At 68.4% G+C, this 23,005-nt stretch carries 21 protein-coding genes and 8 pseudogenes; 17 read left to right on the top strand and 12 right to left on the bottom strand.

All coding sequences use genetic code 11. From position 1 onward, the window contains the following. Positions 1 to 55: 55 nt before the first annotated feature. A pseudogene (locus M2283_RS44475) lies at positions 56 to 337 on the bottom strand (transposase); the annotation flags it as partial. 335 nt (positions 338 to 672) lie between these two features. Between M2283_RS44475 and M2283_RS44470 the strand changes: the two are divergent. Then, entirely contained in the window at positions 673 to 1,587 is a 915-nt protein-coding gene (locus M2283_RS44470; RefSeq protein WP_280882292.1) for a DUF2236 domain-containing protein, read from the top strand. Between the two features lie 24 nt (positions 1,588 to 1,611). Here M2283_RS44470 and M2283_RS44465 read toward each other — a convergent pair whose 3' ends face one another. Then, complete coding sequence (locus tag M2283_RS44465; protein ID WP_280882291.1) at positions 1,612 to 1,773, bottom strand: hypothetical protein; 162 nt, start codon at positions 1,771 to 1,773, stop codon at positions 1,612 to 1,614. Between the two features lie 58 nt (positions 1,774 to 1,831). On the opposite strand from M2283_RS44465, the pseudogene M2283_RS44460 reads away from it, so the two are divergent. From M2283_RS44460 to M2283_RS44435, 6 genes and pseudogenes are all read left to right on the top strand, one after another. Beyond that, positions 1,832 to 2,257, top strand: a pseudogene (locus tag M2283_RS44460) (hypothetical protein); the annotation flags it as partial. Positions 2,258 to 2,364: 107 nt separating this feature from the next. Further along, positions 2,365 to 3,510, top strand: coding sequence for an ABC transporter substrate-binding protein (locus tag M2283_RS44455; RefSeq protein ID WP_280882290.1), 1,146 nt, complete (start codon positions 2,365 to 2,367; stop codon positions 3,508 to 3,510). A 112-nt stretch (positions 3,511 to 3,622) separates the two neighbouring features. After that, entirely contained in the window at positions 3,623 to 4,819 is a 1,197-nt protein-coding gene (locus M2283_RS44450; protein WP_280882289.1) for a sensor histidine kinase, read from the top strand. After that, positions 4,816 to 5,481 (top strand): response regulator transcription factor, encoded by a 666-nt coding sequence (locus tag M2283_RS44445; protein WP_280882288.1) that lies wholly within the window; start codon positions 4,816 to 4,818, stop codon positions 5,479 to 5,481. The genes M2283_RS44450 and M2283_RS44445 overlap by 4 nt, the downstream gene beginning before the upstream one ends. Before the next feature lie 374 nt (positions 5,482 to 5,855). Next, positions 5,856 to 6,071: a DUF6243 family protein gene (locus M2283_RS44440; protein WP_280882287.1), complete on the top strand. Its 216-nt coding sequence runs from the start codon at positions 5,856 to 5,858 to the stop codon at positions 6,069 to 6,071. A 285-nt stretch (positions 6,072 to 6,356) separates the two neighbouring features. After that, positions 6,357 to 6,818, top strand: a complete 462-nt coding sequence (locus tag M2283_RS44435) for a hypothetical protein (protein ID WP_280882286.1) — start codon at positions 6,357 to 6,359, stop codon at positions 6,816 to 6,818. Between the two features lies 1 nt (position 6,819). On the opposite strand, the pseudogene M2283_RS44430 reads toward M2283_RS44435, so the two are convergent. After that, positions 6,820 to 7,050, bottom strand: a pseudogene (locus M2283_RS44430) (hypothetical protein); the annotation flags it as partial. A gap of 3 nt (positions 7,051 to 7,053) precedes the next feature. Between M2283_RS44430 and M2283_RS44425 the strand changes: the two are divergent. After that, complete coding sequence (locus M2283_RS44425) at positions 7,054 to 7,533, top strand: hypothetical protein (protein ID WP_280882285.1); 480 nt, start codon at positions 7,054 to 7,056, stop codon at positions 7,531 to 7,533. 33 nt (positions 7,534 to 7,566) lie between these two features. On the opposite strand, the gene M2283_RS44420 is transcribed toward M2283_RS44425, so the two are convergent. Both M2283_RS44420 and M2283_RS44415 read right to left on the bottom strand, forming a co-directional pair. Then, positions 7,567 to 7,938: a fic family toxin-antitoxin system, toxin component gene (locus M2283_RS44420; RefSeq protein ID WP_280882284.1), complete on the bottom strand. Its 372-nt coding sequence runs from the start codon at positions 7,936 to 7,938 to the stop codon at positions 7,567 to 7,569. Continuing rightward, positions 7,935 to 8,192 carry a hypothetical protein gene (locus M2283_RS44415; RefSeq protein ID WP_280882283.1) on the bottom strand — a complete coding sequence of 86 codons (258 nt, stop codon included), beginning with the start codon at positions 8,190 to 8,192 and terminating at the stop codon, positions 7,935 to 7,937. Before M2283_RS44415 ends, M2283_RS44420 begins: the two co-directional genes overlap by 4 nt. 234 nt (positions 8,193 to 8,426) lie before the next feature. Between M2283_RS44415 and M2283_RS44410 the strand changes: the two are divergent. Continuing rightward, a pseudogene (locus tag M2283_RS44410) lies at positions 8,427 to 8,659 on the top strand (helix-turn-helix domain-containing protein); the annotation flags it as partial. 8 nt (positions 8,660 to 8,667) lie between these two features. Here the strand turns inward: M2283_RS44410 and M2283_RS44405 are convergent. Continuing rightward, positions 8,668 to 9,126, bottom strand: a pseudogene (locus tag M2283_RS44405) (helix-turn-helix domain-containing protein); the annotation flags it as partial. A gap of 171 nt (positions 9,127 to 9,297) precedes the next feature. On the opposite strand from M2283_RS44405, the gene M2283_RS44400 reads away from it, so the two are divergent. The 4 genes and pseudogenes from M2283_RS44400 to M2283_RS44380 all read left to right on the top strand — a co-directional run bounded on the left by M2283_RS44400 (position 9,298) and on the right by M2283_RS44380 (position 11,924). Next, positions 9,298 to 10,236 carry an alpha/beta hydrolase gene (locus M2283_RS44400; RefSeq protein WP_280882282.1) on the top strand — a complete coding sequence of 313 codons (939 nt, stop codon included), beginning with the start codon at positions 9,298 to 9,300 and terminating at the stop codon, positions 10,234 to 10,236. A 10-nt stretch (positions 10,237 to 10,246) separates the two neighbouring features. Then, positions 10,247 to 10,966, top strand: coding sequence for a helix-turn-helix transcriptional regulator (locus M2283_RS44395; protein ID WP_280882281.1), 720 nt, complete (start codon positions 10,247 to 10,249; stop codon positions 10,964 to 10,966). Between the two features lie 90 nt (positions 10,967 to 11,056). Then, positions 11,057 to 11,757, top strand: a pseudogene (locus M2283_RS52075) (IS701 family transposase). Continuing rightward, complete coding sequence (locus M2283_RS44380) at positions 11,640 to 11,924, top strand: transposase (protein ID WP_280882367.1); 285 nt, start codon at positions 11,640 to 11,642, stop codon at positions 11,922 to 11,924. Before M2283_RS52075 ends, M2283_RS44380 begins: the two are co-directional and overlap by 118 nt. A gap of 246 nt (positions 11,925 to 12,170) precedes the next feature. On the opposite strand, the gene M2283_RS44375 is transcribed toward M2283_RS44380, so the two are convergent. Next, complete coding sequence (locus tag M2283_RS44375) at positions 12,171 to 12,653, bottom strand: SRPBCC family protein (protein WP_280882278.1); 483 nt, start codon at positions 12,651 to 12,653, stop codon at positions 12,171 to 12,173. A 101-nt stretch (positions 12,654 to 12,754) separates the two neighbouring features. On the opposite strand from M2283_RS44375, the gene M2283_RS44370 reads away from it, so the two are divergent. The 3 genes from M2283_RS44370 to M2283_RS44360 all read left to right on the top strand — a co-directional run bounded on the left by M2283_RS44370 (position 12,755) and on the right by M2283_RS44360 (position 15,082). Continuing rightward, entirely contained in the window at positions 12,755 to 13,468 is a 714-nt protein-coding gene (locus M2283_RS44370; RefSeq protein WP_280882277.1) for a TetR family transcriptional regulator, read from the top strand. 364 nt (positions 13,469 to 13,832) lie between these two features. Further along, the gene (locus tag M2283_RS44365) at positions 13,833 to 14,663 is read left to right on the top strand and encodes an IS5 family transposase (protein ID WP_280882276.1); all 831 of its coding nucleotides are present in this window, start codon (positions 13,833 to 13,835) and stop codon (positions 14,661 to 14,663) included. After that, positions 14,660 to 15,082 carry a hypothetical protein gene (locus M2283_RS44360; RefSeq protein ID WP_280882275.1) on the top strand — a complete coding sequence of 141 codons (423 nt, stop codon included), beginning with the start codon at positions 14,660 to 14,662 and terminating at the stop codon, positions 15,080 to 15,082. The genes M2283_RS44365 and M2283_RS44360 overlap by 4 nt, the downstream gene beginning before the upstream one ends. A 176-nt stretch (positions 15,083 to 15,258) precedes the next feature. Here M2283_RS44360 and M2283_RS44355 read toward each other — a convergent pair whose 3' ends face one another. From M2283_RS44355 to M2283_RS44335, 5 genes and pseudogenes are all read right to left on the bottom strand, one after another. Beyond that, a complete protein-coding gene (locus M2283_RS44355) occupies positions 15,259 to 16,260 on the bottom strand; it encodes a helix-turn-helix transcriptional regulator (protein WP_280882274.1) in 1,002 nt (333 codons plus the stop codon). A 69-nt stretch (positions 16,261 to 16,329) separates the two neighbouring features. Further along, positions 16,330 to 19,998 (bottom strand): S8 family serine peptidase, encoded by a 3,669-nt coding sequence (locus tag M2283_RS44350; RefSeq protein WP_280882273.1) that lies wholly within the window; start codon positions 19,996 to 19,998, stop codon positions 16,330 to 16,332. A gap of 267 nt (positions 19,999 to 20,265) precedes the next feature. Further along, a pseudogene (locus M2283_RS44345) lies at positions 20,266 to 20,739 on the bottom strand (transposase); the annotation flags it as partial. A gap of 79 nt (positions 20,740 to 20,818) precedes the next feature. Continuing rightward, positions 20,819 to 21,047, bottom strand: a pseudogene (locus M2283_RS44340) (site-specific integrase); the annotation flags it as partial. A 297-nt stretch (positions 21,048 to 21,344) separates the two neighbouring features. Continuing rightward, positions 21,345 to 21,989, bottom strand: coding sequence for a TetR/AcrR family transcriptional regulator (locus tag M2283_RS44335; RefSeq protein ID WP_280882272.1), 645 nt, complete (start codon positions 21,987 to 21,989; stop codon positions 21,345 to 21,347). 144 nt (positions 21,990 to 22,133) lie between these two features. Here M2283_RS44335 and M2283_RS44330 point away from each other — a divergent pair, with 144 nt between their 5' ends. Beyond that, positions 22,134 to 22,913, top strand: coding sequence for an SDR family oxidoreductase (locus tag M2283_RS44330; RefSeq protein WP_280882271.1), 780 nt, complete (start codon positions 22,134 to 22,136; stop codon positions 22,911 to 22,913). The last annotated feature ends 92 nt before the right edge of the window (positions 22,914 to 23,005 follow it).

Raw genomic sequence — 23,005 nt, 5'->3', positions numbered from 1 at the left:
CAGGCGATCGGCTGGGCACACACGGGCGGCGGGCTGGTCTTCGTCGACCCCCACCGCGGCGGCGCGCGAGCGCCGGCAGCGCCTGCTTGTGTCCCTTGCCTTGGGCGCGCTTGCGCGCGTAGTACGCCTTCGACGCCGGACAGCTCTTCAGGCTCGACAGCGCGAAGAGATACATCGCGTCGAGCAGGCCACGGTGGAACCGGGTGGGTCTGCGGAGATTGCCGCGAACACGTCCGGAGTCGCATGGGACCGGAGCCAGGCCGGCGTATCCGGCGAGCCGGTCGGCGCTGCCGAAGACATCCATGTCGCCGCCGGTGGCCGCGATGAAGGCGGCCCCCTGTCCGGCGGCGAGACGGTCTCGGTTGCCGGGGCGGAAGCGGACACGGGCGAAGCGGAGATGGAGGAGCATCGGTTGAGCTGCTTGCTTCCATGCCGGGAGGTTGTTCGCCGCGGATCGATGCGCCGGAACTGCGCGGGTCGCGGGAGCCAGTCCGAGCCGGACGGGATGTCGGCAACGCGATGGTCCGCGAACCTACGGACAGACTTGTGACAGCCAAACGCGCAACCCGGCTCGTCCCCCAAGCGTCATCGCCCCCGTACGACCGACTGCTCCCCTCCCCCTGACAGCAGCTACGGCGGAGCATTCCATGAGCGCGAGGCGAGGAACCGACGATGCGTCGTAGGTACAAATGGGTGGACCGTGAACTGGTCCGGATGGACCCGGAGACCGAGTGGGAGCGGATGATCTCGCTCTACGTCAGCCATCGGATCCCGGAGTTCGCCCTGGCGATGATGATCTATCCGGGGACCATGCACATGATGCAACCAGCCCTTGTGTCCGCCACTTTGGCTCACACCCGGAAGCTGGAAGACAGGCCGCACCGGCGGTTCCAAGACGGGAACGACTTCCTCGTGGCCTGGATGGTGAACGGCATATCCAGCACGGCGGGCCGCGATGCCGCCGAGCGGCTCAACCGCATCCACAAGGCTGTCGCGAGGAAGACCCCGGCCCTCCCCGGGAACTTCGACGACATCGACGACTTCGTCTATCCGCTGGTCCTGCTGGCCACGTTCCCCCACCGCCTCCAGACCTCGCTGGGCTTACCCGGCACCACCAAGCCCATGAAGGTCGCCTGGCACCGATGGGCACAAGCGGTCTTCCGCCTCCTGGACCGCGAATCCGGCCCACTGGCCGGAGAAGCCTTCCCCGAGGACTGGAGCGCCATGACGGAGTTCGCGGCGAAATTCGACGCCCGGCCGTACGAGCAGACCTCGTCCGGTCACCACGTCGCGACCGCGATGATGAACTTCTTCGCCGAGCGCTGGTTCCCCGCTCCCCTCCACGCTTTCGGCCGCGATCTGTCCCGCTACCTCACCGGCAGGCGGATCTGCGAACTGCACCGGATCGGCTGGATGACTCCCCGGCGCGAACGCTTGGTCCGGCTCTTCCTCAAAACCCTGTTCCGTGCCCAGCGCATGCTCCCCGACCACCGCACACCACTCACGGAACGCCTCCACCGCACCCGACTCACCAACACACGCCTCAAGAACCTTGAACGCACCACGGCCCGGCGACCTGCCCGCTGAGTAGGGTCGCGACTAGCGTCTCGTTCATGTCCGAAGGGGCATTGGTGGCTGGTCCAGGTCCTGGCTGGTGCAGCTGACCAGGTCGTGGGCCTGGATCGCGTAGCCGCCGGCCAGGACCAGCTGATAGAGGTGTCCGCTGGCCAGTGCCTCGCTCAGCAACCGTCGGTGGAGTTCGGGGAGCCCCATGCCTCGGTAGTAGCCGCCAATTCAGGGAAGCGCCCTTCCCAGCAGATGCGACGCGGGCGTCTCCGAACTGGCCCGTGTCGAGGGCTCACGCTGGGCCATCGAAGAGTGTTTCCAGGCCGCGAAGAACGAGTGCGGCCTCGACGAATACGAAGTCCGCCGCTACGTGGGCTGGTACCGACCCATCACCCTGGCCATGCTCGCCCACGCCTTCTTGACCGTCCTGGCAGCGCAGGCCCAGGAGGTCGCAAAGGGGGCCGCAGAAACGACACCACCAGCCTCGTCCCCCTCACCGTGGCAGAGATCCGGCGCCTGCTGGACACTTTCCTTCCCCACCCAAGACCCCACCAAGCCACCGCCCGCCACTGCCACTACCAAAGAAGAACCAGCTCAGGACACGAATTCTCACTGGAGTACTAAGGACCAAGACGCCCCCGAAGCACCGCCACCACCGACGCTGATCACATCCGTTCAACCGAACGATTGAATCTGTAGGCAGCCTTTGGACGACGCGAAACAACCCAATTCATCGGCACGATGGGGGCGCCGCCGCCTACAGAATGTGGCGGCGGAACCAGCAGGAGGACCCTCACGATGCCCAGGAACTTCAGCAGGCGCCGGCTGCTCGCCACCGGGGCCGGTGTCGCCCTCGGCGGTGCCGCCGCGGCCGTCGCGACCGATGCGCAGGCGGCCACCCCCGTCAGCGCCTCACTCACCGGTGTTCGCGAGGAGACCCGCTCCATCGACGAGCTCTACGAGGCGGCGATCGCCGAAGGCGGCAAGCTCGTCCTCTACCAGGGCGGAGACGTCGACGGCCAGGCAGCGGGAGTACGGGCCGCCTGGGCAACCCGCTTCCCGAAGGTCCCGCTGACGGTCGCCGTGGACTACAGCAAGTACCACGACGTCCGCGTGGACAACCAGCTCGCGACCGACACTCTGGTTCCCGACGTCGTCCAGCTGCAGACGCTCCAGGACTTCACCCGCTGGAAGCAGGAGGGCAAGCTCCTGCGTTACAAGCCTGCCGGCTTCTCCAAGGTCCACAAGGGCTTCAAGGACCCGGACGGCGCGTGGACGGCGCTCATGGTGATCGCCTTCAGCTTCATGTACGACATCCAGGCCGCTGGGGCGAACGCGCCCAGGACGCCGCTGGACCTGCTCGACGAGCGCTGGAAGGGCGCCATCGCCTCCTCGTACCCGAACGACGACGACGCGGTGCTGTACCTCTACTCCCTTTACCAGCAGAGGTACGGCTGGGACTGGGTGGCGAGGTTCGCCGCGCAGCAGCCCCAGTTCGGCCGGGGCACGAACACCCCGGGCGACGCGGTCAACGGCAAGAAGAAGACCATCGGAGTGGGCGGCTCGGGCAGCACGGTCTCCACGTCGACCACCGTGAAGTGGGTCGTTCCGACCGGCGACCACCCGTTCATGGCCTGGGGGCAGCGGGCCGCGATCCTGAAGAAGGCAGCAAACCCGACCGCGGCGAAGTTGTACCTGAACTGGGTGCTCTCCGAGGAGCGCCAGCTGGCCAGCTTCAACGGCTGGTCGGTGCGTACGGACGTCACACCGAACGCCAGCCTGAAGCCGGTGTGGGAGTTCCCGAACGCCCACACCGACGGCTTCCCCAGGTTCATGGAAGACCGCGCCGCGGCCGAACGGCTGCGGCAGACGTTTTCCCTCTACTTCGGCGAGGTCAAGGGCGATCCGTCGCCGGGCTGGCTCGGTCTGCATCCGGGGCGCTGACATCAGCGCGGGCACGGCCCCATCTGGGCGTTTACAGCGTTCAAACAGGTCCCGGCTTACACTGCTGGCCCTGTTGTCGCCTCCGCCCGGCCCGCCCCAGGGAGCCGCAGCCGTGCCCGTCACCGCCCTCGCCGTACGTCGGCCCTCTGTCTCCGCGCGGTGTCTCCCGCACCTGGTGTTCATGGTCGCAGCCGTCGGAACCCTCGTGCGGCTCTTCGAGCTCAACAACGAGCTGTGCTGGCGCATCGCGCCGCCCACCGCCGCGCTGGCCCTGCTGTACGCAGCCGGGTTGGCCCGGTGGAACCGGCTGGACCGCTGGGCCCAACCTGCCTGGCTCGGCCTTCTCATGCTGCTGTGGTCCTGGGTGGCATGGAACCTCCCGGCGCAGCTTGCCTTCGGGTACGCATGGCTGGCCGTGCCGCTAGCCGTGCTGGCGCTGCGGATGCCCACTCGCGCGGCAGCGGCCATGGCGCTCGGCAGCCTCACGGCACTACTGGTGGCGGCTCTATTGCGGGCCGGCGGTGGCTTCGACGCCGATGTGCTGGCACCACCGGTTGCCGCCCTGTGGGCGACCGTGTTCCTCTACCACGCCCAGCAGCAACTGGCCCGCGAACTCACTGCCGCACGGGGCGAGTTGGCACAGCAACAGCGAGAGGCCGGGCGGCTCGCCGAGCGAGCCCGGATCGCACGGGACCTGCACGACACGCTCGCCCAGGAACTCTCGGGCAGCCGCATGCTGCTGCAGGCCGCCGAACGGGACTGGGACCGCCGACCAGACATTGCCCGGCGGCAGGTACGGTCGGTGACCGGAGCTCTCGGCGAGCATCTCGCGCAAACCCGCGGCATCATCGACGACCTCACTCCACCCCTGCTCGCACGGGACGGCTTGGAGGCGGCGCTGCGGGACTTGTGCGCCCGCACCGGCTCCGTAGCCGGCTCGCCCGGGATCACCTTCCGTACCGAGCGCGAGCCCTGCTCCCTGCGCACAGATCAGGCCGTGGCCCTCCTTCGGGTCGCTCAGGGAGTCCTGGCTAACGCCTGCGAACACGCACGCGCCCGGCACGTACGCGTCACCCTGACCTACGGCGACGCGGGGAGCGCAGCCATCGAGGTCCTGGACGACGGAGTGGGGTTCGGCCCGACGGCCCTACAACCGCCAGGCACTGGTCGCGGATTCGGGCTGGCCGCGGCACGTGACCGGCTGGGCGTGTTCGGCGGCACCCTCACCATCGACAGCACGCCAGGCCAGGGCACCCGCGTGCTGGCGGCCCTGCAGGCCAACTACCGGATCCCGGTGAGCGCCCGATGAACGAGAATCCTGGTCCGGCACTGCGGATTCTGATCGTGGACGACCACACCGTGGTACGAGCCGGTCTGCGTGCGCTCCTTGACAGCGAACCCGGCTTTGCCGTCGCCGGCGAGACCGGCGACGGCACCGACGCGGTGTATCTGGTCAAGCAGCTACGCCCCGATGTGGTGCTGATGGACCTCCGGCTGTCGGACACCGGCACTGCGAGCAGCGGCATCGACGGCGTCGAGGCGACCCGCCGGATCCTGGCCACCTCCACCACTGCCCGGGTCGTCGTACTCACGAGCCATGGCCACCAGGCCGACGTCCTACGAGCCGTAGAGGCCGGCGCGCGCGGCTACGTCCTCAAGGCGGGCCCTCCCGAGGAATTGTTCCGGGCCATACGCGCCGCGGCGGCCGGAGGGATGGCGCTGGCACCGGAAGCGGCGGCACAGTTCATCGGCCATCCTGCCGAGTCGGGTCCGCTGCTGAGCGAGCGCGAGATCGAGGTAGTCCGGCTCCTGGCTCATGGACACACCAACCGGACAATCGCCGACACCCTGCATCTGGCTGAGGCAACGATCAAGACCCACCTCGTCCGCATCTACCGCAAGCTCGGCACCGAGAACCGCGCCGGCACCGTCATAGAAGCAGTCCGACTTGGTCTGATCGAACTCAACTGATCTTGATTCGCGCGCTGGTCCTTGGCAGCTCCGTATCCGATCCACCAGAGATGGAGGCCGAGGCTTCGCTCCGCGCGTTTCGGTGGCTTACAGCGCTGCCCGATCGCCTGTGCACGCGCGTGGCTATCCTGCTACCACTGAGATTCCCCGAAGGAAACGGCTGCGGGGCACTCGCCTAAGGCCCTACCGACGCCGGGGCGGCGAACAGGTTGGTGTGCGGAGCCGACGGAACCGGGTAACGTCCTTGTCATGTTCTTCCAGACGCCGATTCACGAGTGAGAGCGTGATGGGCTCCTGCGGACGTCTTTCGACGTCGCCGCCCGTCCGCCACCGATGAATCCGTAGATCACTTCACATCACTACCGGGAGAGCCCGTGACCGTGAGCAAGAACATCAACAACCCCGTGGGCATGGGCGGCGGCCAGCGCAAGAAGCTGTCCCGCGCCGAACGGCAGAACCACGGTCCGCACCGCAACCTCGACCGCCAGGGTGCAGCCGACCAGAAGGCGGAACTGGTGCGCAAGATGCGCGAGAAGGCAGGCGCAGCTGAGGGCGCCGGGCAGGCGGGCGACGACACCGCACAGAGCTGACGCACCGCCGCCGCATGGCGGCACCGCACGGGGCAGGGCCCGGGCCGTGACGCGCGGTCCGGGTCCTGCTGCCGTACCGGGCGCGGCCAGTCCCGCTCAGCTCTCTGCCGACCACCGGCGTCTCAGCGGACCACCCGGGGCAGCCACGGGCCGCCCTTGGCGTAGTTGGGTGTCGGGCGTGGTCGGGGAATTACCGGGGCTTTCGCAGGGAGTCGTGCGCCTGAAGCGCACCGTTAAGGGATCACCCGTGGGGGGTAGAGCACCGGTACTTTTCCGGGGGGCCTGGTGGGCGAGATCTTCGGGGTGATCGCGTCGATTGGCGTGGTTGCGTCACTGCTCGTGGCGAGCTGGCAGACGCGGGAATTGACGCGGCAGACGTCGCTCAACAACGTCATGGCCGGCGTGTCCGCCATGTACAACGGGATGGAACGGCTGCACCACATCGACAGTTTCATCGCCGCGGAGCCATGGCTGTACAGCCACATCTACGGCGGCGCTTCGCTTCCCGAGGACGAGGATGAGCGGGCCCGTGTTCTCGCCATCGCGGGCATGCTCGCCGATGTGGCTGACTACGGTCTCGTGATCACTGAGCTGAATCCCGGAGTTCAGTTCTACGTGGGGTGGCGTGACTTCGCTCTGTCCCTCCGGCGTACCTGTCCGGCGATGGTCCAACTGGTTGGGGAGCACTCGGCTTGGTGGTCGGCATTGACCAAGTACTGGGCCGAGCATCCAGAACCGAGCGCGTAGCTCACCCGAACTTGTTGCGCTTGAACGTCGCTTTGCGGATGTGGAAGGTGTTGCCGCTGCTGTGGCCGCGCGGGCTGAATACCTGCACGGCGATCCACCCGCCGAAGATCACGCCAGCCAGGATGATCAATTGGTGGATGAACGCGGCCAGTGCGGCGATGAACGAGGTGAGCAGGAGCAGTCCGCCGCACACGGCGAGGAACCCGACGCCTCCGAGCGCGGTGCCGCTTGCGCGGTGTCCGAGGAACCAGTGCTCCGTCGGGTCGCGGCGCGCTTCCCCAGCCTAGCTGCGGAACTCGCCGCAACACTCGCGCAGGACGGCGACGAGGAGGTACGGATCCTGCTGGCCTGCCACCACCCGCTGGCTCCGGCACACCTCCTCCTGGATGTCTTCGTCACTCGCCCGGCCCACCGACCGCACCTGCTGACCCTGCCCGTGTTCCCCCGCACCGGCTGGGCCCAGCTCATCGGCCACCCGGATCCCGACGTACGGGCCCTGGCCGCAGCCGATCCCACCCTGGCCGAGGCCCCAGTGGAAGACCCCGACGAGTCGGTGTGCCGAGCAGCCGCTACCAACCCGAGCTTGACGCCGGAAGCCCTGGATACCCTCCTCGCTGACTCGCGCACCGCAGAGGGCGCCGCGGCCAACCTGTCTCTCCCCGTGCCCCGCATGCACGCACTGCTCGACCGCTGCCTGAACGACACCGCCACCTAGGAATCACCCTCCCGGGAACCTGGTCGCCCCGGGTCAGGGTTTCCAGGTACGCAGGAGGGGCGCGATCCGGGCAGCGGTACAGCGCGGGTTGTTCAGCTCGTGGGCGAGCGCGGTGAGCTGTTCGCGGGTGGGGTTGACGGGGATGTTGCTGGCTTCGAGGTACATGACGGCGACGGCGCAGGCGACGGTGAGGTTGGAGCGCTCCAGCCAGCGGCAGCGGCCCAGGGTGTGGACCAGCGCGGCAGCGCGGGCGTAGGGGCCGTCGTAGACGGGGGTGTCGAGGAGTTCGCCGCGATGGCGGGCGACTGCGGCGATGGGCACGCCGTAGTCGTCAGGGGCAGGGTCGCGGTGCCCGGCCCGCTCGGCCACTTCGAGGATCCAGGATTCGTCGACGTGCAGGATCACGCGGCAGCGCCCGGCTGCGGGTTGGTGTACGGGGCGTCGAGCTGCTCTTCCAGATCATCGAGGAAGCCGCCGTGCTCATCGATGAGCCGCTGGGCCGCGGTCATACCCGCGGCACGGGCGCCGGTGGTGTCCTCGATGATCAGCCGTTCCACGTACCGGTTGAAGTCCAGCCGGCGAGCGCGGGCGGCGGCCTTGCCGGCCTCCAACACGTCTTCCTCCAGCCGGACCTGCGTCTGCTTCTTCACGATAGCCACCCCCGCATGGTAGCAGGGTGGTAGCAGGCATGAGGGCGGGGATCCGCCTTGAGGGGCCAGTCGGTCGGCCACCGGAGTTCCTCGAACGCTGCGACGTCCGTGGTGCACAGGCGCGCCAAGTCGGCGGCCGACAGGCCACTGCGCCCCGCCGCGAGAGCGCGGCAGTGCCTGTTCCTGACCTAGTGAGTTTCAGGAACAGGCGCCGCTGAGAGCTCGTAACACGATCTTGTTGATGTGTCCAATTCTGCCCTCCGCTTCCTCGCCGCCCGACTGAGGGAACACCGGCGCGCTCTCGGCACCCGATGGCGGCGCCTGAGCGCGAGCCGACAGGCCCTGCTCTGCTCACCATCGCCCACCTCCGCAATGGCCAGCCCTTTGCCCAGCTTGCGGCCGGTTTCGGCATCGGCACTTCCACCGTCTACCGCTACATCACCGAGGCCGTCGAGCTCCTGGCCGCCCTCGCCCCCAAACAGTTCTTGGTGCGCTGGAAGGTGATCCCGCGGCGGGCCGGCAGACAGCGCAGGGCCTCCCGGCCGATGCGGATGCCCCGCCCGTGCACCTTGCGCAGGTAGGCGGCGAGCTTGCGGATCGACCAGCGAGTGAAGGGCTGGCCGAGCTTGCGTGGCCGGGTCTTGGCCGTCTGGACGACGAAGTTCTCGTCATCAGGACTGAGTTGGCGGGGACGGCCGCCCGCCCACCGGGGGTCCAGACAGGCCAGACCGATCTGGTTGAAGCGGTGGATGACGCCGCGGACGGTGCCCTGGTAAGCCTGAACGAGCCTCGCGATGACCGGGACGCTGTTGCCGCCCGCCGATGCCAGCAGCATCATCGCCCTGCGGAACCGCACCGTGCTGGTATTGCCCCGCCGCGCGATCCGCTGCAGAGTCTGCCCCTCCTGTTCGGACAGCCTGCGCACCCTGACCGGCTCTGCCATCAGATCTCCCCGTGCTGATCGGACATGTCACCGCAGACGGCCGCCGTGAGGCCACCTTGCACCAACCCGGTGTTCGATCCCGGTCACACCCGGAGCACGGCAGAAGCGTGACGCAGTTCACAAAGAAAGGGTGACAGGGCGTTGTCGCGGGCCGCTGAGACTGTCGACGGCATGACGATCACCGATGAGGACTGCCTCCCCGAAACCCTGGGGTTCAACGAGCAATTTGAGGCTGCCGCCGCGAGCCGTCCAGCTCGCGGGCAGGCGCCGAGCGCCGCCACGCTGGCGCTCCTACGGCGCAACCGGCTCGGCGGCGACACGCCACCGGTAAGACTGCCGCACGGCCAAGACCGCGTCGTTGAGGGCGCAGTGAAGGTACGGGTCTTCGTGCCGGACCAAGTCGACGGCGTGTACCTGCACATCCACGGAGGCGGTTGGGCGTTCGGTTCCGCGGACGGACAGGACGAGCGGCTTTGGCGGCTCGCCGAGCAGACAGGGCTGGCCGTGGTAAGCGTGGACTACCGCCTCGCGCCGGAACACCCGTTCCCCGCCGGGCCCGACGACTGCGAAGCGGCTGCCCGGTGGCTGGTGAAACACGCCGCGGCCGAGTTCGGTACCGACCGGCTGCTGATCGGCGGTGAATCGGCCGGTGCTCACCTCAGCGTCGTGACGCTGCTGCGCCTTCGAGACCGGCACGGCATCACCGGCGCGTTCCGGGCAGCTCACCTGCTCTTCGGCCCCTACGACCTGTCGATGACACCAAGCCAGCGGAGGTTTGGCCCCCGACAGCTGCTGAGTAATACCGACACGCTTCGGGGCGGCTACGAGCTGTTCACACCGGGGATGGGGGAAGAGCAGCGCCGTAGCCCGGAGGTCTCGCCCCTGTTCGCGGACCTGGCCGGGCTGCCACCCGCCCGGATCGTCGTCGGCACCGAAGATCCTCTGCTGGACGACTCGTTGTTCCTGGCCGCACGGTGGCAGGCGGCGGGTGCGCCTGTGCAGCTCGGCGTCGTCGCCGGCGCGATGCACGGCTTCACTCTGTTCCCCCTGACCATCACCGAGCGGGAACTACGGCGAGAGCGGGGCTTCCTGGCCTCCGCGTCACGGTAGCGTCGGCGGCATGAACCGCACTGACCGGCTGTATGCGCTGGTGGAAGAGTTGCGCGCGGCGGCACCGCGGCTGCTGACGGTCGCGGCGCTCGCCACGCGGTTCGAGGTCAGCACACGCACGGTACAGCGCGACCTTCAGACACTGATGCAGACCGGTGTCCCGGTGCGCTCCATACCCGGGCGAGGTGGCGGCTGGTCGATCGACCCGGAGATGACCCTGCCCCCGATCCACCTCACCGCCGATGAAGCCTCGGCACTGACCGCCGCGCTCGCCGCGGCCGACGCCTCCACCCCGTACGCCGGCGCGGCCCGCACGGCGGCTCAAAAGATCGTGGCCTCGATGGCCGGCCCCGCCTCGGCGGCGGCCCAAGAACTCGCCGCACGGATCGTTACCCTGCCGACGCACGGCGACTCCGCGATCCGTACCGCGGTGGAGCACGCCCTCGCCAACAACATGGTGCTGCGGCTGTCCTACACCGACGCGGCAGGACACGAAAGCAACCGCGTCGTGGAACCGGCCGGACTGCTCACCGCCGACGGCCGCTGGTACCTCATCGCCTGGTGCCGCACACGCCGGGCTGGCCGGGGCTTCCGGCTGGACCGGATCGCAGCAGCGGCTCCAACCGGCGAACAGGCACAGCCCCATAACCTGACCGAACTACTACGCGGCTCGGCCGCCGCCGGCGCAGTACAACCCACCGCACTGGCCTCACTCACACCCCCACGATGAGAATCCGAAGGCACCAACCCGGCGAACCTTCCCGGTCACGGCACCAGCGATGGTTTGTTGACGCCGGATCGGGGCGGTAGTACGTCGGAAGTGAGAGTTCCAACTTGCCTTCGTGGAGCCCCAGATGACGAGCGGCTGCCTCGCCCGCCTGCGCCCGGTCCGTTGAAAGCCTATGCCGCCCGCTTCGATGATCTCTTCGAGACCCTGGCGCAGCGGCGTGGGTTTCGCGAGTATCTGGCCGGGCTGCCGCTTCCACGGGACCGGAACAAGACGCTGACCTGCCTCGCCGACACTGAGCCGGTGGTCGGTGCCCAGCATGCCGCGGTGCAGCGGCTGCAGTTCTTCCTCTCGGAGTCGACCTGGGACAACCACCGGGTCAACGGGCGCCGCCTGGAGCTGCTACTGGCCGATCCGGTCACCGCGCCACACGCAAGCGGGGTGCTGGTGATCGATGATTCCGGGGCCGAAAGTCAGGGACGGCAACCGCGCACGTGGGCAAGCAGTACCTGGGCTCGGTCGGGAAGATCGAGCGGGGTTTAGTCACCGTGACCACCTGCTGGGCGGACGAGCGCGTCTACTACCCCGTGCACGCCCGCCTCTACACCCCGGCCCACCACTTCCCTCAGGGGAAAAGGACCCGGGTTTCCAGTCCAAGCTGCAGATCGCGGTGGCCCTGGCCGCCCAGGCCAAGGCGGCCGGGCTCCTCTTCAGGGCGGTGGCCGCCGACTGCGCCTACGGCGACCACGACAGCTTCCGTGCCGGCCTGCACGCAGCCGGCCTGGCGTTCGTGATGGCCCTCAAACCCCGGCACGGCACCTGGTCCTACGGCACCGACGCCTACACCCCCGTCGACGCCGCTCACGCTCTGACCTGGGCCGACGCCGACCACCCCGGGGGGCTGGACGCGCATCGAGCGCACCTTCCGCGACGGGCACACTGCCACCTGGTGGGCCGCTGAAGCCCGGCTCGGCTGGTGGGGCCCGGACGGGAACGTCCGACTGGTCGTGGCCACCACCGACCCCGGCACAGGCGTCCAGTCTCGATCAGGGGTGCGGTGCGGTGGACCATGCGGGTCCTTCTGTCTTTGGGGATGACGATGGCTGGGGGCACGGGTGGTGTCCCGTGCCCCCGGCCACGGTGCGGGCGCCGGCGAACGGTGAGGTTCGGAGTACCCGCTGTTCAGCGGGTACTCGCGTCGGCTCTGCTAGAGCCGCTTGGGGCTCAGAGGGCTTTCCGGGCGCAGGGCGCCTTGGTCATCGAGGTCGTTCAGCACTGCGGGCAGGCCCCTGGTGAGCATCTTGGCGCGGACGGTGCCGAGGATTTTGGCCATGCAGAAGCCTCCGGCGCCGGTGAAACCGGTGTGGTCGAAGGTGAAGCGCGTTCCGCTGCGGTGCGGTTCGAGGCTGTAGGCGACCTCGGTCACCTCGCCGCCGCCTTCGTCCTGCCACGAGTAGCGCAGCAGCGATGGCTCGCGAACCTCCAACACCTGGCACACGACGACGCCGCTCCAGCCGGGCTTCGGTTTCGCGACAAACTTGAACGTGGTGCCGGGGATGGTCGTGAAGCCCTCCGGCCGCCCGCCGGCGCCTGTGGCTGTCCAGAGCGGGACCAGCTCTGGATCAGTGACCGCACGCCAGACTTTCTGGGGCGGGTGCGGGTAGTCACGGACGATGTGGATGGCGCTCATGGAAGCTCCTAGGGCGTGCAGGCACCAAGACCATCAGTGTTTACAGTCACTAAAAACTTACAGTAGCAGAATATATAGGGCGATTGAACTATGCTTCAGTGATGAGTACGCGCACCGTGGACTGGACGGCCTTGCGACGCCGTGAAGAGGAGCCTGCAGTCGAGGGGCTACGGGAGCGCAAGAAGCGGCTCCTACGGCAGCAGTTGTCCGACACGGCCACCGAGATGTTCATGGACCGGGGCTTCGATGCGGTGCGTGTCTCTGAGATCGCTGACGCCTGCGGGGTGTCGGAGAAGACCGTGTTCAACTACTTCCCCACCAAGGAATCCCTCGTTCTGGACCTGGGCGAAACCACGTTGAATTCCCTGCAGACCACACTGGCCAATCTGGACCTGTCGCCGGTCGAGGCGGTGTTGGAGATTCTGTCCGGCCAACTGGCGGGCCTCACGTCCTGGCTGACGGCGCAGGACGACTGGGGCCAGGCCAAAGCCGTTCTCCTTCGCTTCGGCATGCTGATCGGATCCACCCCGTCCCTGCGGGCGTATCAGCGCGACATGACCGACCAGCAGGTCGCCGTAGCCGCCGAAGTCCTGGCCCGACGCACCGAGATGAGCCCGGACGACCCGGAACCTCAGATCGCCGCGGCCGCCCTGCTCGCGCTGTGGCCCCTCCAGTTCCATGCGCTGCGCAGGCACCTGCACCGCGCCAAGACCCCCGAGGAACTGCACGATGAGGTCAGCGCCGACGTCCATCGCGCAGCCCAACTCCTCGACACCGGACTCAACTCACTCACCCCTGCCCGGCGCAGTTGGTGAAACGACCGGCCGGCCGGGGTAAGCGGCGAGCGACATCACAGTTCCTCCGGCCCGCCTGTCGACCGGGCCCATCACCAACCTCTGGGGGCGCGTGAACTGATCCGCCACGAACCGATGACCCACGTTTCTCTGTCGGGTATCACGCCCGAATTCTGTCAACCTTCTGGTCGCGGACTCCCGCTGACCGCCCCAGGTCACCGCCTGCTGTCGCGGGGCGCGAGCAGGCTGGTCACCTCGGCGACGGCATCCGGCGAGGGCTTGAGAGGGCGGTATGAGAGTGCGTAGGTGTTTTGTCGTCACCTGAACGTGTGGCGGTGCGGTACCCCGGCCGGTCGGCGGCCATGGGCATGTTGGGCTGGTCACCGTGAGCGAGCGCAAGCCCTACAAGACCGACCTGAGCGATGAGCAGTGGGCGCTGGTCGAGCCGGTGATCATCGCGTGGAAGGCCGCGCATCCCTCGGTCAGCGGCCATCAGGGCCGGTACGTGATGCGGGAGATCGTCAACGCACTGCTCTACCAGGGCCGGAGCGGGTGCCAGTGGGAGCTGCTCCCGCACGACTTTCCGCCACCCGGCGCGGTGAAGTACTACTTCTACGCCTGGCGTGACGACGGCATCGACCAGACCATTCATGACCTGCTGCGCTGGCAGGTGCGGGAAAAGATGGGCCGGAAGGCGGACCCGAGCCTGGTGGTGCTCGATACCCAGAGCGTGCACGCGGCGGCCGGGGTGCCCGCCGAGTCGACGGGGCGTGATGCGGCAAAAAAAGTACCGGGCCGCAAGCGCGGCCTGGCCGTTGACGTTCTGGGGCTGATGCTCGCGGTAGTCGTGGCGGCCGCGTCGGCGCACGAGAACGCCGTCGGCATCGCGCTGCTGGACAAGGTCGCCGCCGACACCGACACCGTGGAGAAAGCCCTGGTCGACGAGGGCTTCAAGAACGCCGTCGTCGCGCACGGGGAGAAGGTGGGCATCGCGGTTGAGGTCGTGGAGCGCAACCCCGCGCAGACCGGGTTCGTTCCCCAGGCCAAGCGGTGGGTCGTGGAACGCGCCTATGGGATCTTGATGCTGTCCCGCAGGCTGGTCCGCGACTACGAACACCGGCCTCGCAGTTCGGAGTCGCGGGTGTACTGGGTGATGACCGCGGTGATACTGCGCCGGCTGACCGGGGCCACCGCTGCTGCCTGGCGCACCGCATGACCGGCGGAGAGGTGACACTCGGGGCGCTGCCGGCCCGGCTGGAGGAGCGGGAACGCGAGATCACCGCGCAGGCCGAGGCAACGAAGGAGCAGATCAGGCAGCTGACCGCACAGCTCAACGAACTCGATCGGGCCGCCGAGGAAGTCTGGATCACCCGCAAGACACTGCTGGAGCTGCCCGACCCGCAACCGCCCGCGACGCCGGCACCGAAACTGCCGGACCATCCGGCCTACCGGCAGATCATGGCGGTGTTCACCACGGCCGACCATCCGCTGCGTGCACGGCAGGTGTGCGAGGCGATGGACCTGACGGTCGCGCCCAACAACATCAACAACATCCGCCTGAAGCTCAAGCGGCTGACCGACCGCGGGATCCTGGTCGAGACCGAGCAGGGCTTGTTCACCCAGCCCCGGCCGTAGCCGTCCTTCGCCGCCGCGACCTGCCCGCTCATCCCGGACGAAACGAAGAATCAGGCATCAACTCTCATACCGCCCTCTCAGTACGTCCTGCGCAACCTGATCCGCAACTAGCGGCTCCGGTACGGCAGTTGAGGGCCGCATCCTCGGCGACGGGGGTGCGGCCCTCCGCCGTTCCGCTACAGCCAGCCCCGCTGCGCCGCCCGCAGCCCGAGCTGGAACCGACTCGCCGCCCCCAGCCGTTCCTGAAGGTCGCTCACCCGCCGCCGCACCGTGCGCAGACTCACCCCCAGATGGCGGGCCACCGCCTCGTCCTTCAGCCCGGCCGCCAGCAGCCGCGTCAACGCCTCCTCGTCCTCGGAGAGTTCGCCGTTGCCCGCGGGCCGGCCGAGCGGACTCGCTTGCCGCCAGGCCAGCTCGAAAAGCTTCTGCAGGGCCTCGGTCACCGCGGAGTGCCATACGACGACGGCGCAGTAGCCGCCCGCCGCCGACGAGGTCAGCGGGAGCAGGGCCCGACGTCCGTCGACCACCAGCAGCTTGAGCGGCACGGACGGCAACACCCGGGCCTGCTCGCCGAGTTCGACCATGTTCCAGGCGCGGGACAGGGCGTTCGGATCCTCCAGGGCGGTCGCCGCGTAGATGCCGCGCGAGACGATCCCGCGCTTGAGCAGGTCGGCCTGGAGGTCCACCTGCGGTGCGGGCGGGGCGAGGTACGGCGGGGTGTCGAAGAGGCACACCTCGTGCTCCGCGCGGGCGTACATCTCTTCCAGGCGGGCCGCGATGGCGCCCTCGCCGGAGGCGACCTCGATCAGCCGGGACGGCTCCTCGCGCAGCAACCCCGCCTCGTACGCGGTGGCCATCTCCTCGGCGGTGGCGGCGACCAGTTCGGACTCCGTCTCGCGCCGCCGGATCAGCGCACGGATCGCCACCCGCGGGTCGACCGCGCGTAACCCGCCCATGGAGTCCGGCGGTTGGAGCAGTCCCAGCGCGAGCAGCCGGTCGCAGGCCTCGCGCAGCTCTGCCGGGGTCGCCCCGCTCAGCAGCGTCCAGCCGCCCGCGCCGGCGTCGGGCTGATGGAGAATCGACTGGTACACCCGCTCGTCGAAGGCGGAGACCCCCACCGCGGCCCAGGGGCTCGCGGCAGGGGTCTGTCGTGCAGGATCTTGTGCCGTGTTCACCATGGCTCGCCACGGTAGAGCGTGATTGTTAAGAATCCTTACCGTGGCTCGGACCGTCCGCTCACTTCAGGCTCACTTCAGGCCGAAGGCCCGCAGTACGGTCTGGTCGATCCCGTTGCCGTCGCGGTCGGTGGCCCGTACGCGCAGCGACACCGAGGCGGCGCCCTTCGCGGGCCTGAACCGTGCTTCGCCCTTCGTGACACTCACTTCCTTCCAGGACGTGCCGTCGTCGTAGGAGACCCAGGCCTTCTGACTGCTCGCCCGGACGCTCCCCGACTGGTTCGCGACCGGCAGCCCGACCGTCAACTCCCGCTTGGCATCGGCCCTGTTGAGGAGGTCGAGGCCCTTCGGAGCGATGCCGACGGTGAGCAGCGGCAGTGCCGTCGCGGAGTCGGTGTGCGCCGAGGCGAAGGTCCACTCGGTGTGCGTGCTCGTGGAGTACGCGGCCCAGGCCGCCTTGCGCTGCACGTCCAGATCGAAGCGGTACGAGGCCTTCGCCGCCGGGACGTCGAAGACGCCGTACCCGCCGAGCGCCGAGTCGCCGACGAACTGTCCGTCCGCGTAGAGCCTGCCCTGCGCGGTGGTGTCGACGCCGTCCACATATCCGTAGTGGCCCGGTGTGGAGTCGGTCAACTCCGGTATCGAGAGGGTGAGTTCGTCACCGGTGCGTTCGGAGAGCCCGTACTCCTCGCTGCTGCCCGGCCGGACGACCTGACGCAGCCAGTTCTCGGTGGGCTCGGTGCCCGCCTCGGTGAAGGTCCGCAGCGGGCTCCACTCGCCCCGGTACGTCTGCCAGTTCGGGTAGACGACGTGCCTGGTACGGGTGTCCGGGTCGACGTAGTAGTACTCGTCGCGTTCCGTGCCCAGCTGCGTGTACACGCTGTTCTCGATGCTGAAGAGCTGCCAGGGACGGAAGGTGTACAGGGTGTCCGCGCCCATCTCGCCGGCCGTGCCACCGTAGTAACGGGCCTTCCGTTTCACGGTGTTGGACTTGTCCAAGCGGTAGGTCTGGTTCGCGGTGATGGCGCCGCTCTGTGCGGCCAGCAGGTTGTAGACGTACGGGCTGACCGGCGTGCCGCTCAGCTTCAGCGTGACCTTCTTGCCGGTCTTCAGGAGGGCGGCCAGTCCGGCGCCCTGCTCGCCGGTGGCGATCATCAGCGGGACGGTGGTCGCCCGGTCCACTGCCTCGATCCAGAAACCGGGTGTCTTGCGGTAGACGATGAGGTATCCCGCCCCGGCCTTGGTCGCGTTGTCCAGAGCGCTCTGCGCCCGCTCGGTGGCACCGATCCCGACCACCGCCACCTTGCCCCTGACGTCGAGTCCCGCGAAGTCGGCCGTGGTACCGCCGCCCGCGTCCACCGCCCGCACCGTGTGGTCACCGCTGATCTTCAACGGGAATTCGTTGTACGTCTGGGAGTAGTAGAGCGACGACAGCGAGGTCTTCTCCGGGCCGGTGACGCTCGCCGTCAACTCCTTCGCGTACAGCCGGAACTTGGCGGAGAATTCCAGGGTGCCCACGGTGACCCGCGGGGTCGGCGCCACGTAGACGTGATCGGTCCAGAAGCCCTGGCTGTAGGTGAGCCCCCAGGCGCTGCCCGGCCCCTCCCGGTGCCAGTTGGTGCTGAAGCCCTTGAACTCGGAGTCCTCCTTGGTCTTCGGCTTGATCTCCACCGCCTTGCGGGCGTCGAGGACGACCGCGGTGTCCCCGTCGACCTTGATCTCGGGGTTGCCGACGACCGACGTGCCCACGGCCAGGCCGGCCGCGTCCAGGTCCGGGATCCAGGTCGCGATGGAGTAGGTGCCGGCCGGCACCTGCCAGGTCCAGCCGGTGCCGAGGAAGCCGTACTCGTCGGGGTAGGCGCCGTTCAGCTCCTGGAGCGTGTAGAGCGACGCCCCGGTCGACGGGTTGCCCTCGCGGTCCACGATCGAGACCTTGAGGTCGTAGGTCTTCGGTGCTTTCTCGAAGCCGACGCCCGTGGTGACCTGGACGCCGCCGTCGGCGGTCGCCGTGACATGGCCCGTGTACCGGCCCTGGGATTCCTTCGCCGGGTCGACGCCGACGGAGACGGTGGCGGTGCCCCGCGCGGGCACGGTCACCGTACCGGCGCCCAGTGCGAGGTCGGCGAGCGACGACGAGAGCGTCAACTCCACTGCGTTGTCGGTGGTGTTGGTGTAGGTGATGTCCTTGCTGACGACACCGTCGTCACCGTCCTCGAACTTGCCGAAGCTCAGCGTCGAGGTCGCGAAGACGTCCTGCTCGACCGCCCGTACGGCGTCGACCCGGCCGTCGCCCTGCTCGAACACGGAGTTGTCGGTATTCGTCTTCGCCGTACTGGCCAGCGCCTCCTTGATCTGTTCGCCGGTCCAGTCCGGATGGGCCTGCACGACCAGCGCCGCCGCACCCGCCACATGCGGGGTGGCCATCGAAGTGCCGCTGGCCGTCGTGTAGTTGTCGTCGACGGGCGTGCCCATGGTGGTGCCGGCGGCGCGGGCCGCGGTGATGTTCACGCCCGGCGCGGTGATCTCCGGCTTGACCGCGTAGTCGCCGGGGCGCGGACCTCGGCTGGAGAACGAGGCCAACTGGTCCGACTTGTCGACCGCGCCCACGGTCAGCGCCGAGTCGGCGATGCCCGGGGTGCCCACGGTCTGCTCGCCCGGGCCCGCGTTGCCGGCCGCGATCACGAACAACGCGCCGGTGGACGCGGACAGTTGGTCGACGGTTTCGCTGAGCACGTCGGAGGGACCGTAGGCCGTACCGCCCAAGGACATCGAGACGATCTTCGCGCCGGAGTGCGCCGCCCACTCCATGCCCGCGATGATCCAGGACGACTGGCCGTGGCCCGTGTCGTCCAGCACCTTGCCGACCAGCAGTCGCGCGCCCGGCGCCACCCCCTTGTACCGGCCGCCCGAGGCCGCGCCCGAGCCGACGATCGTGGACGCCACATGGGTGCCGTGACCGAAGCCGTCCTGGATCGTCTCGTCCGGTACGAAGCTCTCCGAGCCGGCGATCTTCCCGGCCAGGTCCGGGTGCCCGGTGTCCACGCCGGTGTCCAGGACCGCGACCTCGACGCCTGTGCCGTCGTAGCCCGCCTTCCACACCTCGGGCGCGCCGATCTGCGGCACGCTCACGTCGAGGGACGCCTCCACCCTGGCGTCCAGCCATATCTTGTCGATGCCGTCGCCGAGCTGCTTCGCGGCCTTCGCGGTGGGTTCGGTGCCGAGTGCCGGGGCGATGTCCGACCAGAAGGCCGTGGACTTCTTCGCACTGAGCGCGGCGCCGTCGATCCCGGGCAGCGCCAGCGTCCGGCGCGCGCCCTCGGGGGTCTCGGTGCCCTTGCCGTACGTCGCGATGACCGGGGTGGAGCCGGTCTTCGCGTCGGTGTAGCCCTGCTTGACCAGCTGGGTGATGTTGAACAGGGCCGGGTCGAGGCGGCCCGCCTTGATCAGCGGGACGGCGTCCGTCGGCAGGACGCTGATCTCGCCGTTCTTCTCGCTGGACAGGAAGGTGGCGGCCTCGCGGCCCTTGCCGCGCCGGACGTCGACGGCGTTCCTGCCGTCCGGTCCGGCGGTGAGGGTCACGGTGTCGCCGGTGATGAGGGTGACGGTCTGCGGTGGGGCGGTGCTCGGGCCCGTGAGGTGGGTGGAGACCGTGGAACCGGTGGCGGCTGTCGCGGGCGTGATGGCCCCCGCGAGCAGTCCGGCCAATCCGGCCACGGCCCACAGGGCGTGGAGTCTTCGCATGGGTGGACGTCCTCCCCTGAACGCGGAAACGCTTCCGCCCGGTGAGCGGAAGCCAGCCATCAGAGTGAGTGCCGGGGCGACGGCGACTCAAGGGAATCAGGTGGCCGGAGAGTGCCAACGCCCGCTTTGGCCAGGGTAGTTGGTGAAGACGTCGGTCGCCGGGCGGAGTCATGGCCGGTCACCGGCCCGTGCCCTCGCCCTGGACTCCCGCCCGTATGCACGGATGCGGCTCAGTTGGAACACAGGATTCCCCCAGCGGGCCGGGACCGCGGCCGCCACGACTACCGCGAGCATCAGCCCCAGAACGTCAACGGCCAGGCCGCGCTTGCGGCCCGGTACTTTTTTTGCCGCATCACGCCCCGTCGACTCGGCGGGCACCCCGGCCGCCGCGTGCACGCTCTGGGTATCGAGCACCACCAGGCTCGGGTCCGCCTTCCGGCCCATCTTTTCCCGCACCTGCCAGCGCAGCAGGTCATGAATGGTCTGGTCGATGCCGTCGTCACGCCAGGCGTAGAAGTAGTACTTCACCGCGCCGGGTGGCGGAAAGTCGTGCGGGAGCAGCTCCCACTGGCACCCGCTCCGGCCCTGGTAGAGCAGTGCGTTGACGATCTCCCGCATCGCGTACCGGCCCTGATGGCCGCTGACCGAGGGATGCGCGGCCTTCCACGCGGTGATCACCGGCTCGACCAGCGCCCACTGCTCATCGCTCAGGTCGGTCTTGTAGGGCTTGCGCTCGCTCACGGTGACCAGCCCAACATGCCCATGGCCGCCGACCGGCCGGGGTACCGCACCGCCACACGTTCAGGTGACGACAAAACACCTACGCACTCTCATACCGCCCTCTGAAATAGCGGCGGACGTTCTCCGGCTTCCGATGCCTCGACTTCACTATCAGCATCAGCAGCGACGCACCCTGCTCGCCGGGATGGGTCAGGCCGGAGTGCCGCCACTCGTCCAGATCCCAACCCGTGGCCAGCGGTGTGTTCGTCCCGCAGCATGCGGGACTGGCCGTACGACAGCCGGACCAGCCCGGTGTCCGGGCACACGTCGGGCTGACGACCTTTCCCGACTCTTCACAGATGAGGGTGTAGTTGCGGGCCTGGCTTGCGGGTCTTGGGCCACCCCTCTTGCTGCCGTTGGGAGTTTCCACCCCGAGAGCGCAGCCTTGCACGTTTGGGCCCGCTGCTGAGACCTCTTGTCGGGCCGTGCCGATCGAGACTCCCTCCTTCCATGTCCGCCCCGGGATGCCCTGGGATTCCCCGCGAACGCCCTTGGTGCCGACGGCCTCGATTGCGTAGGCATCAGCTCCTTTGGCGGTGGCGGGACTCAGTCGCGGTCGGCGGGACTCAGTCGTTGGTGGACACCCCTGGCCCAGTCGCGGCGTACCGGGCGGCGATGGTGCGGACGGCCTCGTCGACTACCTGAGCGACGCGTTCGGCGCTCACCTCCCAGCCCGGCACCAGGAGCGTCGGCCAGAAGACGTAGTTGGAGATCATGCCCAGGAACTGGGTGGCTGCGAGGTCCACGTCCTCGACCCGTACCGTTCCCGCCTCGTGCTCAGCCAGGAGGTAGCTGCGTACGGACTCGAAGTAGGGCATCTTCCCGTGCGAGAACTGCGCATGGGCCAGCTCAGGGAACCGCGGCAGCTCGGCGATGACGATCCTGAACAGGTCGGTCATCTGGGCACGGCCCAGCAGCTCGGCGTAACGGCGACCGATGATGCTGAGCCCGTCAACGACGTTGCCTGCCGGCGGAGGATCCTCCTCGTCAGCGGTCGACCAGGACTCGGTCACGATGGCGTCGAACAGGGCAGCTTTGCTCGGAAACTGCTTGAACAAGGTGGCCCGCGAAACGCCCGAGCACTCTGCGATCCGCGCCAGCGACGTCCGGTCGTAGCCCAACTCGAGAAACAGTTCGGTCGCGGCCTTCACGATCAGCGCGCGCTTCTCCTGGGCGACGCGCTGGTGATACGTCGTCACGATCCTGCTCATGGGCCGAGCATACGAGGTGAGTGGCTTGACTCGCCACTGCCGCCGACCTAGCGTCAGAGGGATGGTGAGTCGCCCGGCTCACCACTGGCCGCCGTTCATCACTGGTGATCCCGGTCATTCACCCACGTACCGAAGGAACATCTGATGCCCCGCTTCGACAACCAGACCGTGCTCGTGACCGGTGGGACCGGCGGCCAGGGCTCAAGCCACGTGCGCGCCTTTCACGCGGAGGGAGCGAACGTGGTGATCGGCGCCATCGACGCGGAACGCGGCGCCGCTCTCGCCGACGAACTCGGGACCCGCGCTCGCTTCGCCCGCCTTGACGTTACCGACGAGAGCTCGTGGTCCGCCGCTGTGCTGACCGCCGAGAGCGCCTTCGGCGCCCTGAACGTGCTCGTCAACAACGCGGGCGTGCAGAATCCGCCTGCAACAATCGAAAACACGGAACAGGCCACGTGGTCGCGCATCCTCGACATCAACCTCACCGGGACCTTCCTCGGCATCAAGGTCACAGCCCCCGCTCTGCGCCGCGCAGCAGGGGGAGCCATCGTCAACGTCGCCTCGACCATGGGCCTGGGCGGCACGGCTCACTACGCGCCGTACGTCGCCAGCAAGTGGGCCGTGCGAGGTCTCACGCAAACGGCAGCGCTCGAGCTCGGCCGCGACCACATCCGGGTGAACACCATCCACCCCGGCGTGATATCGACCTCCTTCATCCACGAACCAGCAGCTGGCGCAGTCGCGGCAATCGCCGACTTCTACTCACCCGAGCCGTTCGCCATCCCCCGGCTCGGGGAGCCGACCGACGTCAGCCGACTTCTCCTGTTCCTCACGTCATCGGACGCGTCGTTCATCACGGGGTCGGAGTACGTCATCGACGGTGGACTCCTCCTCGGCCCCGCCCTTCAGGCCGAGACCGCATGAGTTTCCTGAGTCAACCTCTATGCCGCCAAGGGCTCTTCAGCGGCTGTGCTGACCTTGTTGTTGGCTTGGTGGATGGAGGGGTCGTAGCAGGC

The sequence above is a fragment of the Streptomyces pseudovenezuelae genome (assembly GCF_029892565.1).
GTDB lineage: Bacteria > Actinomycetota > Actinomycetes > Streptomycetales > Streptomycetaceae > Streptomyces > Streptomyces pseudovenezuelae_A.
Note: the sequence above shows the minus strand (reverse complement) of the source record. Positions and strands in the feature narration are given on the sequence as shown.

Bases quoted from the DNA above. Each gene is read 5' to 3' on its own strand.
- M2283_RS44445 (WP_280882288.1), top strand. From the start codon at position 4,816: ATGAACGAGAATCCTGGTCCGGCACTGCGGATTCTGATCGTGGACGAC.
- M2283_RS44355 (WP_280882274.1), bottom strand. From the start codon at position 16,260: ATGGTGAACACGGCACAAGATCCTGCACGACAGACCCCTGCCGCGAGC.
- M2283_RS44470 (WP_280882292.1), top strand. From the start codon at position 673: ATGCGTCGTAGGTACAAATGGGTGGACCGTGAACTGGTCCGGATGGAC.
- M2283_RS44370 (WP_280882277.1), top strand. From the start codon at position 12,755: ATGAGTACGCGCACCGTGGACTGGACGGCCTTGCGACGCCGTGAAGAG.
- M2283_RS44375 (WP_280882278.1), bottom strand. From the start codon at position 12,653: ATGAGCGCCATCCACATCGTCCGTGACTACCCGCACCCGCCCCAGAAA.
- M2283_RS44465 (WP_280882291.1), bottom strand. From the start codon at position 1,773: ATGGGGCTCCCCGAACTCCACCGACGGTTGCTGAGCGAGGCACTGGCC.
- M2283_RS44350 (WP_280882273.1), bottom strand. From the start codon at position 19,998: ATGCGAAGACTCCACGCCCTGTGGGCCGTGGCCGGATTGGCCGGACTG.
- M2283_RS44360 (WP_280882275.1), top strand. From the start codon at position 14,660: ATGACCGGCGGAGAGGTGACACTCGGGGCGCTGCCGGCCCGGCTGGAG.
- M2283_RS44395 (WP_280882281.1), top strand. From the start codon at position 10,247: ATGAACCGCACTGACCGGCTGTATGCGCTGGTGGAAGAGTTGCGCGCG.
- M2283_RS44330 (WP_280882271.1), top strand. From the start codon at position 22,134: ATGCCCCGCTTCGACAACCAGACCGTGCTCGTGACCGGTGGGACCGGC.
- M2283_RS44335 (WP_280882272.1), bottom strand. From the start codon at position 21,989: ATGAGCAGGATCGTGACGACGTATCACCAGCGCGTCGCCCAGGAGAAG.
- M2283_RS44455 (WP_280882290.1), top strand. From the start codon at position 2,365: ATGCCCAGGAACTTCAGCAGGCGCCGGCTGCTCGCCACCGGGGCCGGT.
- M2283_RS44400 (WP_280882282.1), top strand. From the start codon at position 9,298: ATGACGATCACCGATGAGGACTGCCTCCCCGAAACCCTGGGGTTCAAC.